15 protein-coding genes are annotated in these 15,139 nt (G+C 64.6%); 6 read left to right on the forward strand and 9 right to left on the reverse strand.

What is annotated here, in order from left to right; genetic code table 11:
- Nucleotides 1–211: 211 nt before the first annotated feature.
- Together K3A84_RS10070 and K3A84_RS10075 are read right to left on the reverse strand one after the other, a co-directional pair.
- Entirely contained in the window at nt 212–997 is a 786-nt protein-coding gene (locus tag K3A84_RS10070; protein WP_225009211.1) for a ThuA domain-containing protein, read from the reverse strand.
- Nucleotides 994–2,412 carry an aromatic ring-hydroxylating oxygenase subunit alpha gene (locus tag K3A84_RS10075; RefSeq protein ID WP_225009212.1) on the reverse strand — a complete coding sequence of 473 codons (1,419 nt, stop codon included), beginning with the start codon at nt 2,410–2,412 and terminating at the stop codon, nt 994–996. Before K3A84_RS10075 ends, K3A84_RS10070 begins: the two co-directional genes overlap by 4 nt.
- Before the next feature lie 169 nt (nt 2,413–2,581).
- Here K3A84_RS10075 and K3A84_RS10080 point away from each other — a divergent pair, with 169 nt between their 5' ends.
- From K3A84_RS10080 to K3A84_RS10090, 3 genes are read left to right on the forward strand one after another with little or no spacing between them, the layout of a single operon-like run.
- The gene (locus tag K3A84_RS10080) at nt 2,582–3,364 is read left to right on the forward strand and encodes an SDR family NAD(P)-dependent oxidoreductase (RefSeq protein ID WP_225009213.1); all 783 of its coding nucleotides are present in this window, start codon (nt 2,582–2,584) and stop codon (nt 3,362–3,364) included.
- A gap of 5 nt (nt 3,365–3,369) precedes the next feature.
- Nucleotides 3,370–4,185, forward strand: coding sequence for an SDR family NAD(P)-dependent oxidoreductase (locus tag K3A84_RS10085; RefSeq protein WP_225009214.1), 816 nt, complete (start codon nt 3,370–3,372; stop codon nt 4,183–4,185).
- Nucleotides 4,182–4,961: an SDR family NAD(P)-dependent oxidoreductase gene (locus K3A84_RS10090; RefSeq protein ID WP_225009215.1), complete on the forward strand. Its 780-nt coding sequence runs from the start codon at nt 4,182–4,184 to the stop codon at nt 4,959–4,961. The genes K3A84_RS10085 and K3A84_RS10090 overlap by 4 nt, the downstream gene beginning before the upstream one ends.
- A 77-nt stretch (nt 4,962–5,038) precedes the next feature.
- On the opposite strand, the gene K3A84_RS10095 is transcribed toward K3A84_RS10090, so the two are convergent.
- The 7 genes from K3A84_RS10095 to K3A84_RS10125 form a co-directional block, all read right to left on the reverse strand.
- Complete coding sequence (locus K3A84_RS10095) at nt 5,039–5,815, reverse strand: glucose 1-dehydrogenase (protein ID WP_225009216.1); 777 nt, start codon at nt 5,813–5,815, stop codon at nt 5,039–5,041.
- Nucleotides 5,812–6,228, reverse strand: a complete 417-nt coding sequence (locus K3A84_RS10100; protein WP_225009217.1) for a c-type cytochrome — start codon at nt 6,226–6,228, stop codon at nt 5,812–5,814. The genes K3A84_RS10095 and K3A84_RS10100 overlap by 4 nt, the downstream gene beginning before the upstream one ends.
- The gene (locus K3A84_RS10105) at nt 6,225–7,967 is read right to left on the reverse strand and encodes an FAD-dependent oxidoreductase (RefSeq protein WP_225009218.1); all 1,743 of its coding nucleotides are present in this window, start codon (nt 7,965–7,967) and stop codon (nt 6,225–6,227) included. The genes K3A84_RS10100 and K3A84_RS10105 overlap by 4 nt, the downstream gene beginning before the upstream one ends.
- Nucleotides 7,968–8,064: 97 nt before the next feature.
- Nucleotides 8,065–9,408, reverse strand: a complete 1,344-nt coding sequence (locus K3A84_RS10110; protein WP_225009219.1) for an aromatic ring-hydroxylating oxygenase subunit alpha — start codon at nt 9,406–9,408, stop codon at nt 8,065–8,067.
- Nucleotides 9,409–9,649: 241 nt separating this feature from the next.
- Complete coding sequence (locus K3A84_RS10115) at nt 9,650–10,090, reverse strand: nuclear transport factor 2 family protein (protein ID WP_225009220.1); 441 nt, start codon at nt 10,088–10,090, stop codon at nt 9,650–9,652.
- Between the two features lie 83 nt (nt 10,091–10,173).
- Nucleotides 10,174–10,734 (reverse strand): VOC family protein, encoded by a 561-nt coding sequence (locus K3A84_RS10120; RefSeq protein ID WP_225009221.1) that lies wholly within the window; start codon nt 10,732–10,734, stop codon nt 10,174–10,176.
- Nucleotides 10,735–10,738: 4 nt separating this feature from the next.
- Nucleotides 10,739–12,058: an aromatic ring-hydroxylating oxygenase subunit alpha gene (locus K3A84_RS10125; protein WP_225009222.1), complete on the reverse strand. Its 1,320-nt coding sequence runs from the start codon at nt 12,056–12,058 to the stop codon at nt 10,739–10,741.
- Between the two features lie 236 nt (nt 12,059–12,294).
- Here K3A84_RS10125 and K3A84_RS10130 point away from each other — a divergent pair, with 236 nt between their 5' ends.
- From K3A84_RS10130 to K3A84_RS10140, 3 genes are all read left to right on the forward strand, one after another.
- On the forward strand, nt 12,295–12,984 hold the full coding sequence (locus tag K3A84_RS10130) for a TetR/AcrR family transcriptional regulator (protein WP_225009223.1): 690 nt from the start codon (nt 12,295–12,297) through the stop codon (nt 12,982–12,984).
- A 119-nt stretch (nt 12,985–13,103) separates the two neighbouring features.
- Nucleotides 13,104–14,444, forward strand: a complete 1,341-nt coding sequence (locus K3A84_RS10135) for an aromatic ring-hydroxylating oxygenase subunit alpha (RefSeq protein WP_225009224.1) — start codon at nt 13,104–13,106, stop codon at nt 14,442–14,444.
- 3 nt (nt 14,445–14,447) lie between these two features.
- Nucleotides 14,448–15,131, forward strand: a complete 684-nt coding sequence (locus K3A84_RS10140) for an SDR family oxidoreductase (protein WP_225009225.1) — start codon at nt 14,448–14,450, stop codon at nt 15,129–15,131.
- The last annotated feature ends 8 nt before the right edge of the window (nt 15,132–15,139 follow it).

A 15,139-nucleotide genomic window follows, 5' to 3' on the forward strand; every position in this document is an offset into this window, starting at 1 on the left:
GACGCAGAGGGGGCGCGCCGCAGGCAATGGTGGGGCTGCCCATCGGTGGCGAAGCGAAAAGGCGACTTCGTCGCATGCGCGACATCTTTGCGTCTTTGCGTCTTCGCGCGAAACCTCTTCTTCTCCACGTTCTCGGCGCGAAACACGCCTCCATAGCGAAAAAGGCCGGAGCAACCGCCCCGGCCTTTCCCTTATCCAGACATCCGCGCGATCACGCCTTGGCTTCGCGATCCTTGATCCAGCCGATACCACGGCGGAGCAGGTCGTAGAACACCGGCAGGTCCCACGCGCAGCGGTCCACCGTCGGCCACCAGTCGAGCATCGGCTGAAGATCGTAGTGCCCGCGGCAGTGGCCGAGCGTGTTGTACAGCACCGCGCCCTTGCCATGGGCCTTGATGTACATGACCGGGTGCGTGCCCGGCGCGTCGGCAGCTTCGACGAAGCCCGTGCCGGGTTCGGTGCATTCGGTTTCCAGCAGCACGTGCAGGTCGCCGTGGCATTCCATGTGGTAGAGTTCGTCCGTGGTGTCGAACGCCTCGATCCCCTGCGTCAGCGGGTGATCGTGATCGGCGACGGTCACGGTGTAGGGCGCGATCGGCGGGTGGCTGATGAACTGGCTGCCGAGCAGGTCCATCATCAGCGGCGCCCAGCGCGGCGCTTCCCACAGCCCGGCGTTGGGGCCTTCGGACAGCAGGCGCAGCACCGAATTGGTGCCGTGCAGCGCATACCAGCGCCCGCCGTTCTCCAGCCACGCCCGCAGCGCTTCCTGCGCCTTGAGCGAGGGCGTCACGTCGCAGGTGTAGGTTATCACGATGTCCGCCGCCTCGATCGCGGCGATGTTCTCGTAATCCTCGAACACGCGGGTGCGCACGCGCGGATCCTCGGCCAGCAGCTTGAGCAGCTCAAGCCGGGCGAAGTCCATGTCGTGCCACACGCCGCCGCAGATCAGCACGCAGTCGATGCGCGGCGGATGGGTTTCGGTCGCTGCCTCGCTCATGCCTTGGCCCCCAGTTCGCCGTTCAGGTACTTGTCGAGCGTCTGGTGGAACTGGCGGATGCGGATTTCCTGGTAGTCGCCCAGGTTCACTTCGCCGGTCTTCGACGCATGGAGGCCTTCCTGCACGAAGGGCAGGTTTTCCATGTCCTGTTCGAACACGTCGCCCAGCACGCCCAGCTCAGGCGCGGCGGTCCACTTGTCGTCGGGGCCGAGCAGCTTCATCGGCACGGCGCGCGGGATCGGCTCACCCTTCTTGACGCGCGCCAGGATGCGCACTTCCATCAGGCAGGTGTCGGGCGTCTTTCCGGGGCGCCAGCGGTAGACGATGTTTGGCATGAACCCGCCCCACGGCGCGAAGTTCGGGAACACGTTGTAGACGAGGCCGTCGAGCAGCTCGGCATCGGTCGCATGGTCGTGGTCATAGCCGCTCTGTTCGGCATAGCCCTTGCGCATCGCCGCGCCCAGCGCCTCGCGCGCGGTCATGCCTTCTGGCACGGTCACCGCAAAGGGGTCGCCGCTGCCTTCGTAGTTGTCGCCCGACCGCCCGTTGTACTTGACGAACTCGTCGACGATCCACTGCTGGCTCTTGCCTTCGCCGTCAATGTGCGGGCTCATGATGCCGAAGGGCACCAGGTTGACGTTCACGTTGTCGCCCCAGGTCCAGTAGGCGCTGTTGCAATCGCCGGTGAAGGGCAGCAGCTGGGGATGGGTGACGATCGTGTGCCAGGCTTCCATGAACGCCTCGGCGGTGACCTTCCAGTTGGCGGGCACTTCCTTGGCGACGTAGATCACCGTGGTGCATTCTTCATGGCGCCAGCGCTTGAAGAACTCGGGGATGGGAGCGAGGAATTCCTCGAGGCTCGGCCCGCCCTTTTCCTCGCGGATGAAGATGTATCCGCCCCAACGGCCGACTTCGGCTTCGGGCAGGCTCATCTTGTCCTTGGTCAGGTGCTTGAAGTCCCACGAACAGGGCATGCCGTCGAAGCTGCCGTCCTTGTTCCAGGCGAAGCCGTGGAACGGGCAGGTGAACTTGTCGGCGGCGCCGTCTTCCTTGCGCAGCTTGCGGCCGCGATGAAGACAGACGTTGTGCATCGCCTTGACCGAGCCGTCATCCTGACGGCTGATCAGCCACGACCGCCCGACGTTCTCGAACACCACGTAGTCGCCGGCTTCGGGGATGTCCTCTTCACGCGCAGCGAACTGCCACACGTAGGGCCACATCTTCTCGCGTTCCAGCTTGGCGAATTCCTCGCTGGTGTAGCGAGCGGCCGCCAGCGGTTCGCTGCCGCGATACTGATAGCTCTCTTCGGTCAGGATGGCGGGCGCGGGACGCGAATCCTGCGCCATCAACTCCTGCCAGCTGATGCCTTCGCTGCGGGCCATGCCGCCGCCAATGTTGGGATCACGATCGGCCATTTTTTTCGATTCCTCACCCGGTCTGGATAATACCGTCAATGCTGCCGGTTTTGCCGCTCGCCCGCGCGCGCGTCACCTTGCATAAAAGCATAGGTTGCGCGTGGAAATCAGTCGCCTACCACTTTCGCGAAGCGGAGTCCTTCGTGTGCCGTAAAGGCGGGAGAGAACAGTGGCAGGAAAGTTGGAAGGCAAGGTCGCGCTCGTCACGGGCGGAACGACCGGAATCGGCGCGGCTGCGGTGCGGCGACTCGCGGCCGAGGGCGCGAAGGTGTATTTCACCGGATCGAAGGAAGAACCGGCCCGCGCGCTGTGCGACGAAACCGGCGCCACGTTCAGCAAGCTGCGCGTGCAGGACGCGGCTGGCTGGCCCGTGCTGATCGACGAGATCATCGCCGCGCATGGCCGTCTCGACGTGGTCTTCGCCAATGCTGGCATCGAAGCGGGTGACGGCAGCATCGAAGACGTCAGCCTCGAAGGCTGGAACGGCATCATCGCCGTCAACCAGACCGGCGTGATGCTGACCGTGCAGAACGCGATCCTGGGCATGAAGCGCAACCCCGAAGGACCGACGGGCTCGATCATCATCAATTCCTCGATGAACGCCACGCGCCCTTTGGGCAACTACGTCGCCTATTCGGTGACCAAGGCGGCGGTGTGCGCGCTGGCCAAGTCGTCGGCGGTCTATTGCGGCCAGAAGAAGTACAAGATCCGCATCAATGCGATCCTGCCGGGCGTGGTGGAAACCCCGCTGATCACGCAGATCATGAACGCGCAGCCTGATCCGGCCGCCGCGCGCGCCATGTACGAGGGCATGGCCCCGATGGGCCGCATGGCCCAGATCGACGAAATTTCGGGCCTCGTGGCCTATCTCGCCTCGGACGAGGCCGGTTTCATTTCGGGCGCGGAAATCGCGATCGACGGCGCAACGACCGCCGGCATGATGGGAGTGTGATTGGAATGGAATTGGGTTCTCAGCGGCTGAAGGGCCGTGTCGCCTTCGTTTCGGGCGGCCTGCGCGGCATCGGCCTCGCCTGCGCCGAACGCTTTCTGGCCGAAGGTGCCGAAGTGGTCCTCTCGGACCTTGACGCCGCCGACAGCGAAACCGCCGTCGAAGTGATGGGCCGTCTCGGCCAGGCCGCCAGCTATGTCTCGGCCAACGTCGCCAAGGAAGAAGACTGGGAGCGCGCGGTCGCTCTCGTCCAGGAACGCCATGGCAAGTGCCACATCCTCGTCAACAACGCCGGGATCGACCTGACCGGGCCGGTGGAAAGCCTCAGCATGGACGGCTGGCGCCGGATCATGTCGGTCAACGTCGACGGCGTGTTCCTGGGCGTGAAGCACTTCACCCCGCTGATGGCGGAAAGCGGCAAGTACTTCCGCGGCGGTTCCTCGATCATCAACGTCAGCTCGATCATGGGCCTCGTCGGCATGAACGAAGTGTCGGCCTACAACGCCAGCAAGGGCGCGGTGCGGCTGTTCACCAAGGGCATCGCCATCGAATTCGCGCAGAAGCAGATGCCGATCCGCGCCAATTCGCTGCACCCCGGCTTCGTCAAGACGCCGCTCCTCGCTGCCGGTTTCCAGCGCTGGGTCGATCAGGGCTTCGCCGAAAAGCCCGATGACCTCGTGGCGGGCGTGGTGGGCATGACGCCGATCGGCCGCCTGGCCGATCCCTCGGAACTTGCCTCGGCGGCGTTCTTCCTCGCCTCGGAAGATTCGAGCTACATGACCGGCACCGAGCTGGTCATCGACGGAGGGTACACGGCACAATGACGATCGCACTCGACAACGTCGTCGCCGTCGTCACCGGGGCTGCCGGTGGCATCGGGCGCGAACTGGTGAAGGCGCTGAAAGCCGCCAACGCCACCGTCATCGCCACCGACATGGCCGAAACCGCCGAAATCGAAGGCGCGGACGCCTACATGCGCCACGACGTGACCAGTGAACAGGACTGGGAAGCGCTCGCGGGCAAGATCTACAAGGACTATGGCCGTCTTGATGCGCTGGTGAACAACGCAGGCATCTCGGTAGTCGAGAAGTTCGAGGACACCACGCTCGACGTCTTCCACAAGATCAATGCGGTGAACGTCGATTCGATCATCATCGGCACGCAAGTCCTGCTGCCGCTGCTTCAGGAAGGCGGCAAGGTCCGCAAGGGCGGAGCGTCGGTGGTCAACTTCTCCAGCGTCGGCGGCCTGCGTGGCGCGCCGTTCAACGCCGCCTATTGCACCAGCAAGGCGGCGGTGAAGATGCTGAGCAAGTGCATGGGCGCGGAATTCGCGGCGCTGGGCTACAACATCCGCGTCAACTCGGTGCATCCGGGCGGCGTGGACACCGAAATGCTCGGCTCGATCCTCGATCGCTACGTGGCGATGGGCGCGGCCCCGTCGCGCGAAGTGGCGCAGGCGGGCATGGAAGCGCGCCACCCGATCGGACGGCAAGGGCGCCCTGAGGAAATGGGCGGTGGCGTCGTCTATCTGTGCAGCGAAGCGGCGAGCTTCGTGACTTGCGCCGAATTCGTGATCGACGGCGGCTTCAGCCAGGTCTGATCCGGTAGATCCGCATGGGCACAAAAAGCCCCGGTTCCTTCGTGGAGCCGGGGCTTTTTGTTGGCTGGGTGGGTCGGTCAGCGTGTCAGGTAGCCACCTTCGACCGCAAGGCTGTGGCCGGTGACATAGCTCGCCGCGTCCGAGCACAGCCACGCGCTCGCCTCGGCGACTTCCTCGGGCTTGCCGAAGCGGTTGAACAGCGACAGCGCGGGCGCGAAGTCGGCTTCGGTGTTCCCGGTCGTCTCCAGCGCGCCGCGCAGCATCGGCGTGTCGATCGCGCCGGGCAGCACCGCGTTCACGCGGATGCCCTTGCCGGCATATTCGAGGCTGCCGACCTTGGTCAGCCCGATCACGCCATGCTTGGCCGCGACATAGGCCGCGTTGTGCGGCTGCGGACGCACCGAGCTGACCGAGCCGATGTTGACGATCGAGCCCTTGGTGCCTTGCTTGAGGATCTGCGCGATCTCGTACTTCATGCACAGCATCACGCCGCGCAGGTCGACGTTCAGCACCTTGTCGAACACGGCCATGTCGGCTTCGTGGATGGGCAGGTTGTCGGGCGTGATCGCCGCATTGTTGACCGCGCAATCGAGCTGGCCGAACACCGCCACGGTTTCCGCCACCAGTGCCGCCACGGCGGCTTCATCCGCCACGTCGGTGCGCACGGCATAGGCCGTGCCGCCATCGGCCACGATTGCCGCAACGGTTGCGGCGGCGGTGTCGGGGTTGATGTCCGAGACGACGACCTTCGCCCCGCGCGCGGCAAGCAGGCGGGCCGTCGCCGCCCCCATGCCCACGCCCGCGCCGGTGACGATGGCGACCTTGCCGGTCAGGTTCACGAGATCGGCATTCATGGGTGTGCTCCGTCCTTGATCCACTGGCGCACCAGCGCGATCTGTTCCGCAGGTAATGGCGCGCCGCCGAACGGCATCTGCGCGCCGCTGCCACCGTGGTCGATGTGCGTGCCTTCCAGCTTCATCACGATGTAGCTGGCATCCGGATCGCCCGGCACGACGCGCTTGATCGTCGGCGCTTCCTGTGAGGGCTGGTCGACGAGGAAGCCGCGCGCGGTATCGCCCACCAGCGACATGCCGCCCGCTTCCTCACCCGTCATGTGGCAGACCGCGCAGTTGCTTTCGAGCAGCGGCGCGATCTGGCTGACATAGAGCGAGGGTTGCGCCACCGGTTCGGCTTCCGCGGCGCAGGCCACGGCGACCAGCGCCGCGCCTGCCAGCAGCAACTTCGTCTTCACCCGATTGGTCTTCACGATGCCGCCGCCGTCTTGCCCGCGATATAGCCGAAGGTGACAGCCGGCCCGATCGTGCCGCCCGCGCCCAGATAGGCCTGGCCCGTCGGCGCGGCGATGCAGTTGCCCGCGGCATAAAGGCCGGGGATCGGCTGTCCGTTGGCGGCCAACACCTGTGCCTTGGCATTGATCTGCGGCCCGCCCGCCGTGTCCAGCGTGCCGGGACCGAGGATCAGCGCATAGAACGGCCCCTTCGCGGCGAAGGGATGCATCGTCTTGTTCGGATAGGGATTTTCCGGCTGCGTCGTGCCGGCGCGGCGGGCCGAGAACAGCAGGTGCCACTGCCGATCATAGAGATAGTTGCCACGTCCGAATTCGGGATCGACGCCCTTCTTGGCATAGCCGTTGAAGTTGGCGATGGCTTGGCGGGCATTGCCTGCGAAGCTCTCCGCCAGGCGCACGCCGCCGGTGCGGTCGGCCCAGCCGGCAAGCTGCGCATCGATCTTGCCGAACACCTCGTCCCAGTTCGCGCCTTCGATCAGGTGCGGCTGCTCGGCCTTGTTGACGGGGAAGGGGAAGGCCCCGCCAAAGGCATCGATGCTGCGCTGGTCGAACAGCATGAACATCAGGTGGTTGGGGTATTCCTCGTGCGCGGGATCGTACCAGAAGTGCGCCTGCGTGCGGTCGTTGTAGTCGCGCTTTTCGTTGACCACGCGCTTGCCGTACTTGTTGACGAGGATCATCGAATCCCCAGGCAACACGAACGCGCCAAGGCCGATGCCGCGCGTCTTGAGCGCTTCGCCCAGCACCACCTGCGTGCGCCAGCCCAGCCCCATGTTGCCTATCATCGCGCCCGCTTCCTGCGCGATCGGGATGAAGTCGCCAGTTGAACCGGGCAGCGAGCACGAGCCATAGACGGCGGGCTGGTGCACGTCGCACAGCTGCACGTTGTGGCTGTAGCCGCCGGTGCCGAACACCACGCCCTTGGCGGCCTTGATGCGCACGGGCTTGTCGCCCTGAAGCGCCTCGGCGCCGATCACGCGACCGCTGGCGTCCTTGACGAGGCGCGTGACGCGGGTGCGGGTCAGGATCGGCACGCCCTTGGCTTTCAGGAAGGCGTGCATCTGTGCGGCAAGGCTTCCGCCGCCCTGCGTCGAGCCGGAGCCGACGGCGGGTTCGAGCGCGCGGCCCGTCGGCACCTTGTTCTCAGGGAGATGGTCGGCATAGTCGGGGGCGGGCTGGTCCACCTGGAACAGGCGGAACTGCTTGAACTGCACCGCGCCCGTTTCGCGCAAGTGGTCGATCGCCGCCGAGCCGTTGTCGTAGAATGCCTCGACCACGCGATAGCGGTTTTCATCGAGGCCCAGCGTCGGGCTGTTGGGGTTGTACTGGCGCGGATAACCGTAGCGCACGGTATAGCGCAGCGCATCGTCCTTGGGATCGGAAATGCCCTGTTCGCGGAAGATGAAGTGATTGAAGATCCACGTCACGCCGCCCGACTTGGCGGTGGTGCCGCCCAGGATCGGCATCTTTTCGACCAGCATGACCTTCGAGCCTGCCGTCAGCGCCGCCACGGCGGCAGAGCCTGCCGCCGCGCCGCTGCCCACGCACAGCACGTCGCATTCGAAGTCCCAGCCGCCCGCAGCCGGGGTGTCCACGGCGGTTGCCGCCTGTGCCACGCCGCCAGTTGCCGCAGCAGCGGCTGCTACCCCAGCGCCAGCCAGCAGCCTGCGCCGGTCGATCCCGATTTTCTGGGTCATCGCAATGTTTCTCCCGTCCTGATGAGCGTTTTTGTCAGTAGGTTATCGGGGGATGCCCACCTCCTCTCCGAAATGGGAGGGGGTGGGCAGAGCGCGATCAGCGCCGTCCCTCGATGTAGTCGTTGATCACCTCGTGGAAGCGGCGGATGCGCGTTTCCTGTTCGGCGAGGTAGGCGTCGTCATGGCCCAGCGAATGCAGGCCCTGCTGCTGCGTCACCGCCACTTCCAGATCCTGGATCAGGAAGTCGCCCTGCTTGATCTCGGCGGTATAGGCATCGAAATCGCCGGTCTGATGTTCGGCATCTTCCCACGGGCGCAGGCCGTAGATCGTCGGGATCTGCTGACCCTCGATCTCGGGCGAGAGATACCAGTAGTCGAAGGTCGACCAGTTGGGATCTTCCACGTCGGGCTCGGTGCGGAACACGTGCAGGCCTTCAGGCGTGCCGGTGATGGTGAAGTTGGGGAAGCAGGTGTGATGGAACTGGTCAGTCAGTTCATCGTCGCTCAGCTTGTCGAAGTGGGTGAACCCGCGCGCCGGTCCCAGCTTGCGCCGCGCCTGCTGCAAGGCGATGCGGCCTTCCTGTGCGCGGCCTTCGAACTCTGCGGGATCGAGATCCCATTCCTTCAGCACTTCGGCCCACAGCGGTTTGATCTGCTGCGCATCGACATAGCGGCTGGAGGGCTGCAGCTTCTCGATCATGCGGTTGTGCCCGCTGGGGTACATCTCGAAGATCGTGGTCGAATAGTGATCGTCGATCATGCCTTCGAACTGCGGGTGGACCGAAGGGATGTGATAGCTCTCGTTGAAGTTGTCCGAGGCGAACTTCCAGTTGGTGTTCACGCGCAGCGTGCGCCACACCACGCGCTTCCAGTTGGCAAGGTCGCGGTTCTTCAGCAGCGTCGGGATCGGGTGGAGGTATTCCTCCAGCGGCACGGCGTTCGGATCGAAGCTGTAGAAGATGAAGCCGCCCCACACCTCGCAGGGCACTTCCTTCATGCGCAGCTTCTTGCAAGGGTCGCCCTGCGGGAAATCTTCCTGATCCTGCACCCAGTCGAGCGCGCCGTCGATGTTCCACTTCCAGCCATGGTACGGGCAGGTGAAGTGTTCGGCGACGCCGCCTTCCTCGGTGTTGACGAGGCGGTTGCCACGGTGGCGGCAGACGTTGTGGAAGGCGCGGACGCTGCCGTCCTTCTGGCGAACCGCGATCACCGACTGGCGCAGGAAGTTGTGGGTGATGAAGTCACCCGCTTCTTCAAGCTGCGAGGTGCGACCGGCGACGTGCCAGACGCGCTTCCACATCTTTTCCCATTCCTTGTCGGCGAAGTCCTTCGACCAGTAGCGGTCGCCGGTGATGGCATCGCCACGGCACTTGGGGAATTCGGCCTCGGGGCTGGTCGGATAGGTCGCGGTCGGATTGGGGATTGCGAGATAGGTAGCCACTGGTTCTCTCCGGTCAGACCCGCCATCTCCCCATCCGGCCGGGCCAAGCTACGATCGATTTCTTTTTGTTTTTCAGTGTTCTGTTTTATTCGTGTGGGCGTGGTGCCGCAGCCCACCCCCGACCCCTCCCGCTTGCGGGAGGGGGGAACGCCTATCTCCCCTCCCGCAAGCGGGAGGGGCGCGAGACTTGGTCGCCGGAACGGCGGCCTAGTCGCAGCGGGGTGGGCAGACCCACCCGGAACTACTTCGCGTTGTCGAGCGTGCCCGACAGCGGCAGCAGGAAATCCATGGTGTAGCGCGTGGCCTTCCAGCCCGCGTCGGTGCGGCGCACGTCGAAGTAGTAGCGCCCGTTGACGGTCACGCCCCGGCCATCCTTGCCCACGCCCATGCCGATTACGTAGGCGCGGATCGAGGCGGTATCGCCGTCGTAGGCGGTGATCGCGAAGTTGGTCAGGTAGTGCGCGTGGTGCGCCATGTTCTCGAACACATTGGTAAAGAAGGCGCGGATGCCTTCGTGGCCCACCTGCGGCGTCAGGCCGATGCCTGAAAGGTCGAACACGGCATCTTCGGTGAACACGTCGACGATCGCGTCGATGTCGCCCATGGAATCGCAGCCGGCAGCATAGGCGACCAGCACATCCTGAATGGCAAGGCGGTCTTCAACGGGGCACTGCACGGTCATTGCTGGTCCTCTCCTTGCCCACGCGCTTGCACGTGGGCCAATTGTCAGTGCCCCCGCGATTGCAGTGGGCGGTCTTCAGCGTGTCAGAACAGCGATCGGATCGGGTCGGTCACGCCATCCCAGCCTTGCGCGGCCTCGGCGACGCGGGCGAAAGCCGCGCTCTGGCCGTCGTCCTGCTCGACGATCTCGATCATGCAGCCGATCGCGCTCGACGTATCGACGTAGCAGAAGCGCATCGCGCCGAACTTGCCGTCGATGGCCACCGCGAACCCCTGATCGACGTAGCGCTGGCGCGTGGCGTCGTAATCGTCGGTATAGACGCAGAAGTGGTGGAAGCCTTGGGCACCCTTGGCGATGGTGTCGCGATAGGCGCTGGGGCGGTCGCAGTGCTGCTGGATCAGCTCGATCTGCACGCCGCCCGACTGCGCCAGCGCCACCGAGAAGTCGATGGGTTCGGCAGGCTGGCCGCGATAGTGCGCCTCGGCCAGCTGGATGTGCGGTACGAGGAAGAACGGGCCGATGCCGGTCGTCGCCGTCCACGCAGCGGCTGCCGCCTCCACGTCATCGACGATGAAGGCGGCCTGCATCATGTGGGGGCCTGTCTGGCCCGGCACGAAGGCGAGGGGGGTGGCCGGGCCAGTCATGGGGTCAGTCCTTGCCCAGCACGAAGTCGTTCAGGCGTTCGTGGAAGCGCTGGATGCGCTTTTCCTGCCCTGGCAGCAGGCAACCCTTGAACCCGCGCGAATTGAGGCCCTGCTGCTGCGTGGTGCCGATCGACAGGTCCTGATCGGCCACGTAGCCCACCGAAACGCCGTCGCCATAGACCGAGTGGCGGTGGATCGCGTCGTGCTTGAACGGCGCGCGACCTACAGGGGTGTCGATCTCGGTCATGCCCTTGACCGGCGGATAGAGGCACCAGTGCTGGAACACGCACTTTTCCGGATCGGTCGGGTGCGGCTCGGTGCGCAGGATCTGGCACTGTTCGGGCGACATCGTGATGGTCAGGTTGGGGAACAGCGTGCAGTGGAAGTAGTCGACCAGCTGCTGGTCGGTCATCTCGCTGTAGTCGTACCCACGCTCGGCGCCCTTTTCGCGCTTGGCCTTGATCACGGCTTCGCGGATGTCGTTGGTGCGGCCGCGATATTCCTTGGGATCGATGCCCCAGGCTTCGGCGGCTTCGTAGAGCCCCGGAGGCACGTCGCCGCTGACGTAGTCCTTGCGGGTGGTGGCCTGGTGGCCGATCATCCACATCGCGTTGTGGCCGCTCTCGTACATCTCGAACAGCGTGGTCGGCAGGCCGTCGTTGATGAAGGTCGCCAGTTCCGGGTGGATCGTCGGCAGGTGGTAGCTCTCGTTGAAGTTATCGCGGATGATCTTCCAGTTGAAGTTCGCGTCCGCCGACACGTTCAGCACGCGCACCCAGTTGTCGAGCTTGTAGCCCTTGAGCCGTTCGGGGAAGGGCGAGAGCCATTCTTCCAGCGGGGCGACGTCGTCGTCCATGCACCAGAACACGAACGGGCCCCAGGTCTCGCAGCGCAGCTCTGAAAGCTTGGTCTTGCCGCAGGGGTCGCCACCGGCAAAGTCGTGCGGATCCTGCACGTGGACGAGCGTGCCGTCGGGATCGAACTGCCAGCCGTGATAGGCGCAGGTGATGCGCGGGGTGGAGCCGGAATCGCCGACGATCAGGCGGTTACCGCGGTGCGGGCAGGCGTTGTAGAACGCCTTTACCGAACCGTCGGCCTGCTTGACCATGATGACCGATTCCTTGCCGAAGTTGTGGCGAACGAAATCGCCTTCCTCTTCCAGCTCGGCGGTCAGGCCACCCAGGTGCCACACCTTGGGCCAGAGATGGTTCTTCTCCAGCTCCATCCATTCCTTGGTGATGTAGCGGTCGGCGGTGATGGTGTCGCCGCGCACGGCCACGTCGAAATCGGGCGAATAACGCGAGATCGGCTGCTCAACGGTCATGACTTCGGTTCCTCTCCAAACGGCCTCCCCCTGGGATCGTGGGGGGCGGTTCCGGCGAATCCTGACGCCCGCAAACCTTATGCCTGCCTTTTTCCTCAAGCACCCGATTCGTTGCCACTCGCCAAACTCGCAGGTTGATTTTCTGCGGGGTAAGGGATGAAAACAGGCACTGTTGCCGGTTTCTTTTGCCACCGTTCACACGGGGGAAGAACCTGAAGTTTGTGATAGGAGCACCCATGGCCACCACAATGCAGCAGCGAATGCTCGACGCGATGCTGCCGTCCGATCTCGCCGTGCCGCCCGAACGCTGGCAGCAGCAGAAGAGCACGCGCACGCGGTTGCGGCTGGTGGAGGCCGCGATCGACTGTCTGGTCGAGCAGGGCTATGCCGGCCTCACCACGCAGCAGGTGGCCGAGCGCACAGGCTCGTCGCGCGGGGCGATGCACCACCACTTCGCCACGCGCATGGACCTTGCCGCTGCCGTGGTCGAACACGTCTTCTACCAGCGGATGCGCTCCTTCCTCGACGATTACCTGCGCTCGGTCACGGGGGCGAAGGACACCAGCCTGCTAGCGGTCGGCGCGGCGGCGCATTGGCGCAGCCTGCAGACCCGCGAATATGCCGCCTACATCGAACTGTCGGTCGCCGCGCGCACCGATCCCGAACTCGACAAGGTCTTCGCGCCCGCCGCACAGCGCTATGACGAAGTGTGGATTTCCGAGATGATCGAGAGCTTCCCCCAGTGGGAAGCGCGCTGGAACACGTTCAAGCTGGTCAACGACTTCGTCAACGCCGCGCACACGGGCCTGCTGCTCAACCGCCCGGTCGTGGGCGAGGCACGCGTCGCTCAAGTGCTGAAACTGGTGACACGGGTGGTCGACATGCTGCATGCCGAAACCCTGCTGGACCCGGCGATGGCGGAGTAGTTCCGAAACCATCCGGTCGGATTGTAATCTCCTCCTTGTGCCAGTATTCTCAAGACGCGCCTCGCGCGATGACGGAGGCAATGCCGCGCTTGCCCAGAGGACGCGGCCGGGAGAGATCGATGAACGAGACATCTGCGAAATTCGGGGCGCTGGACGGCCGCGATGCCGCGAACCTGCGGGGCGACGCCATTACCGGCGACCGCTACTTCTCGAAGGAATTCGCGCAGAAGGAATGGGACCAGCTGTGGTCGCGGATCTGGCACGTCGCGGGGCGCACTGCCGAGATCCCCGAGGCGGGCGATTTCCTGGTCCACACCTTCATGACGGAATCGGTGATCTGCATCCGTCAGGATGACGGCTCGATCCGCGCTTTCTACAACTCGTGCCGCCATCGCGGGATGCGAATGGTCAGCGAAAGCTCCTCGCTCGAAGCGATCACCTGTCCCTACCACGGCTGGCGGTGGGGCAAGGATGGCGTGCTGCAATTCGCGCAGGATGCCCACGATTTCCCGCAGGGCGATCCGTGCGGCAAGCTCAGCCTGAAAGAACTGCGCTGCGACACCTGGGGCGGCTTCGTGTGGTACACGATGGACCCCAAGGCCGAGCCGCTGCTCGATTACCTCGACCCGATGCCCGAGGTGTTCAAGAACTATCCGATGGACACCGCGGTGCGCGTCGCGTGGTATCGCATCGCTTTGAACGCCAACTGGAAGTTCGTCACCGACAACTTCTCGGAAAGCTACCACACCCGGACCGCGCACCCGCAGGTTCCGCCATGGATCGATCAGGACGTCGACACCGCCCGTCATGAAATGTGGCCGCGCGGCCATGGTCGTACGGTGCAGCCGATGCGCCCGTCGCTGTCCGACCGCCTGCCCGAAGGCGTGCCGCATCCGTTCGAGGCGATCCTGCGCCAGTGGGACATCGATCCAACCCGGTATGCCAGCTACGAAGAGATGGCGATGCAGGGCTGGCTCGACCTCAAGGCGGCCAAGCGCCGCCTGTGGAAGGAGCGCGGCTATGTCCATTACGAGCACATGGATGACGAGGAGATCACCGACAGCCCGCACACGGTGATGTTCCCCAACGTGACCATCAGCTTTTTGCCCGACAACCTGATCTTCTTCCGCAGCGAACCGCACCCGGAAGACCCGGAAAAGTGCTACTTCGACCTGTGGTGCATGGCTTTCCCCGTGGAAGGGCAGGAAACCTGCCAGTCGATCATGGCGGGCGAAAAGCCGCTGCGCGAAGTCGAGACCTGCGAGCACCGCGACTTTGACGGCGGACGCGGCATCCCTGAACTCGCAGGACAGATAGTTTACCAGGACATGGAGCTGGCCGAAGGTATGCAGGCCGGCATGCATTCCAAGGGCTATGAAGATGCCTACCTGCCGGCGCAGGAAACACGCGTGCGCTTCTTCCATGAAGTGCTGAACGACTGGCTCGAAGGGAGAAGGTAAGTCATGGCCACTGTTGCAATCACGGGTGCCGCGCGCGGCATCGGGCTCGAACTCGCGCGCCAGCATGTCGAGGCCGGCGACCGAGTCCTCGCGCTGGTCCGCTCGGCGAGCGACAAGCTGAACGACCTCGCCGCCGCTTCGGGCGGCAAGCTGACCGTCCACACCATGGACGTGGGCGATGATGCCTCGGTCAAGGCGGGCGCGGCCAGCACCGCGGGCGAAGCGATCGACGTTCTCTACAACGTGGCGGGCGTGACCGGCCCGTCGTCGGAGAAGGAACTCGAAGTCGCCGACTGGAAGGCCTGGGACGATACCTTCAACATCATGGTCTATGGCCCGCTGCGCGTGCTGCAGGGTTTTCTGCCGCAGCTGCACTCGGGTTCGAAGGTGATCAACATCACCAGCCAGCTGGCCGCTTCGACCTGGCCCTATGGCGGGTTCTACGCCTATGCGGGCGCCAAGGCGGCGCTGAACCGCATGATGCGTTCGGTGGCGATCGACCTCAAGGATCGCGGCATCGTGATCGGCCTGGTCCATCCGGGCTGGGTGCAGACCGACATGGGTGGCGAAGGCGCCGACATCACGCCGCAGGAATCGGCAGCGGGCATCCGCAAGGTCGCGGCCGACTGGACGCTCGAAACTTCGGGCGACTTCCTCAAGTGGAACGGCGAACCCCACGCCTGGTAAGGAGTTTT

This window comes from Novosphingobium percolationis, from assembly GCF_020179425.1.
Classification (GTDB): Bacteria; Pseudomonadota; Alphaproteobacteria; order Sphingomonadales; family Sphingomonadaceae; genus Novosphingobium; species Novosphingobium percolationis.

Coding starts and splice junctions, on each gene's coding strand:
- K3A84_RS10095 (WP_225009216.1), bottom strand. CDS start 5,815: ATGAATGCCGATCTCGTGAACCTGACCGGCAAGGTCGCCATCGTCACC.
- K3A84_RS10120 (WP_225009221.1), bottom strand. CDS start 10,734: ATGACTGGCCCGGCCACCCCCCTCGCCTTCGTGCCGGGCCAGACAGGC.
- K3A84_RS10135 (WP_225009224.1), top strand. CDS start 13,104: ATGAACGAGACATCTGCGAAATTCGGGGCGCTGGACGGCCGCGATGCC.
- K3A84_RS10070 (WP_225009211.1), bottom strand. CDS start 997: ATGAGCGAGGCAGCGACCGAAACCCATCCGCCGCGCATCGACTGCGTG.
- K3A84_RS10075 (WP_225009212.1), bottom strand. CDS start 2,412: ATGGCCGATCGTGATCCCAACATTGGCGGCGGCATGGCCCGCAGCGAA.
- K3A84_RS10105 (WP_225009218.1), bottom strand. CDS start 7,967: ATGACCCAGAAAATCGGGATCGACCGGCGCAGGCTGCTGGCTGGCGCT.
- K3A84_RS10090 (WP_225009215.1), top strand. CDS start 4,182: ATGACGATCGCACTCGACAACGTCGTCGCCGTCGTCACCGGGGCTGCC.
- K3A84_RS10085 (WP_225009214.1), top strand. CDS start 3,370: ATGGAATTGGGTTCTCAGCGGCTGAAGGGCCGTGTCGCCTTCGTTTCG.
- K3A84_RS10115 (WP_225009220.1), bottom strand. CDS start 10,090: ATGACCGTGCAGTGCCCCGTTGAAGACCGCCTTGCCATTCAGGATGTG.
- K3A84_RS10140 (WP_225009225.1), top strand. CDS start 14,448: ATGGCCACTGTTGCAATCACGGGTGCCGCGCGCGGCATCGGGCTCGAA.
- K3A84_RS10130 (WP_225009223.1), top strand. CDS start 12,295: ATGGCCACCACAATGCAGCAGCGAATGCTCGACGCGATGCTGCCGTCC.
- K3A84_RS10125 (WP_225009222.1), bottom strand. CDS start 12,058: ATGACCGTTGAGCAGCCGATCTCGCGTTATTCGCCCGATTTCGACGTG.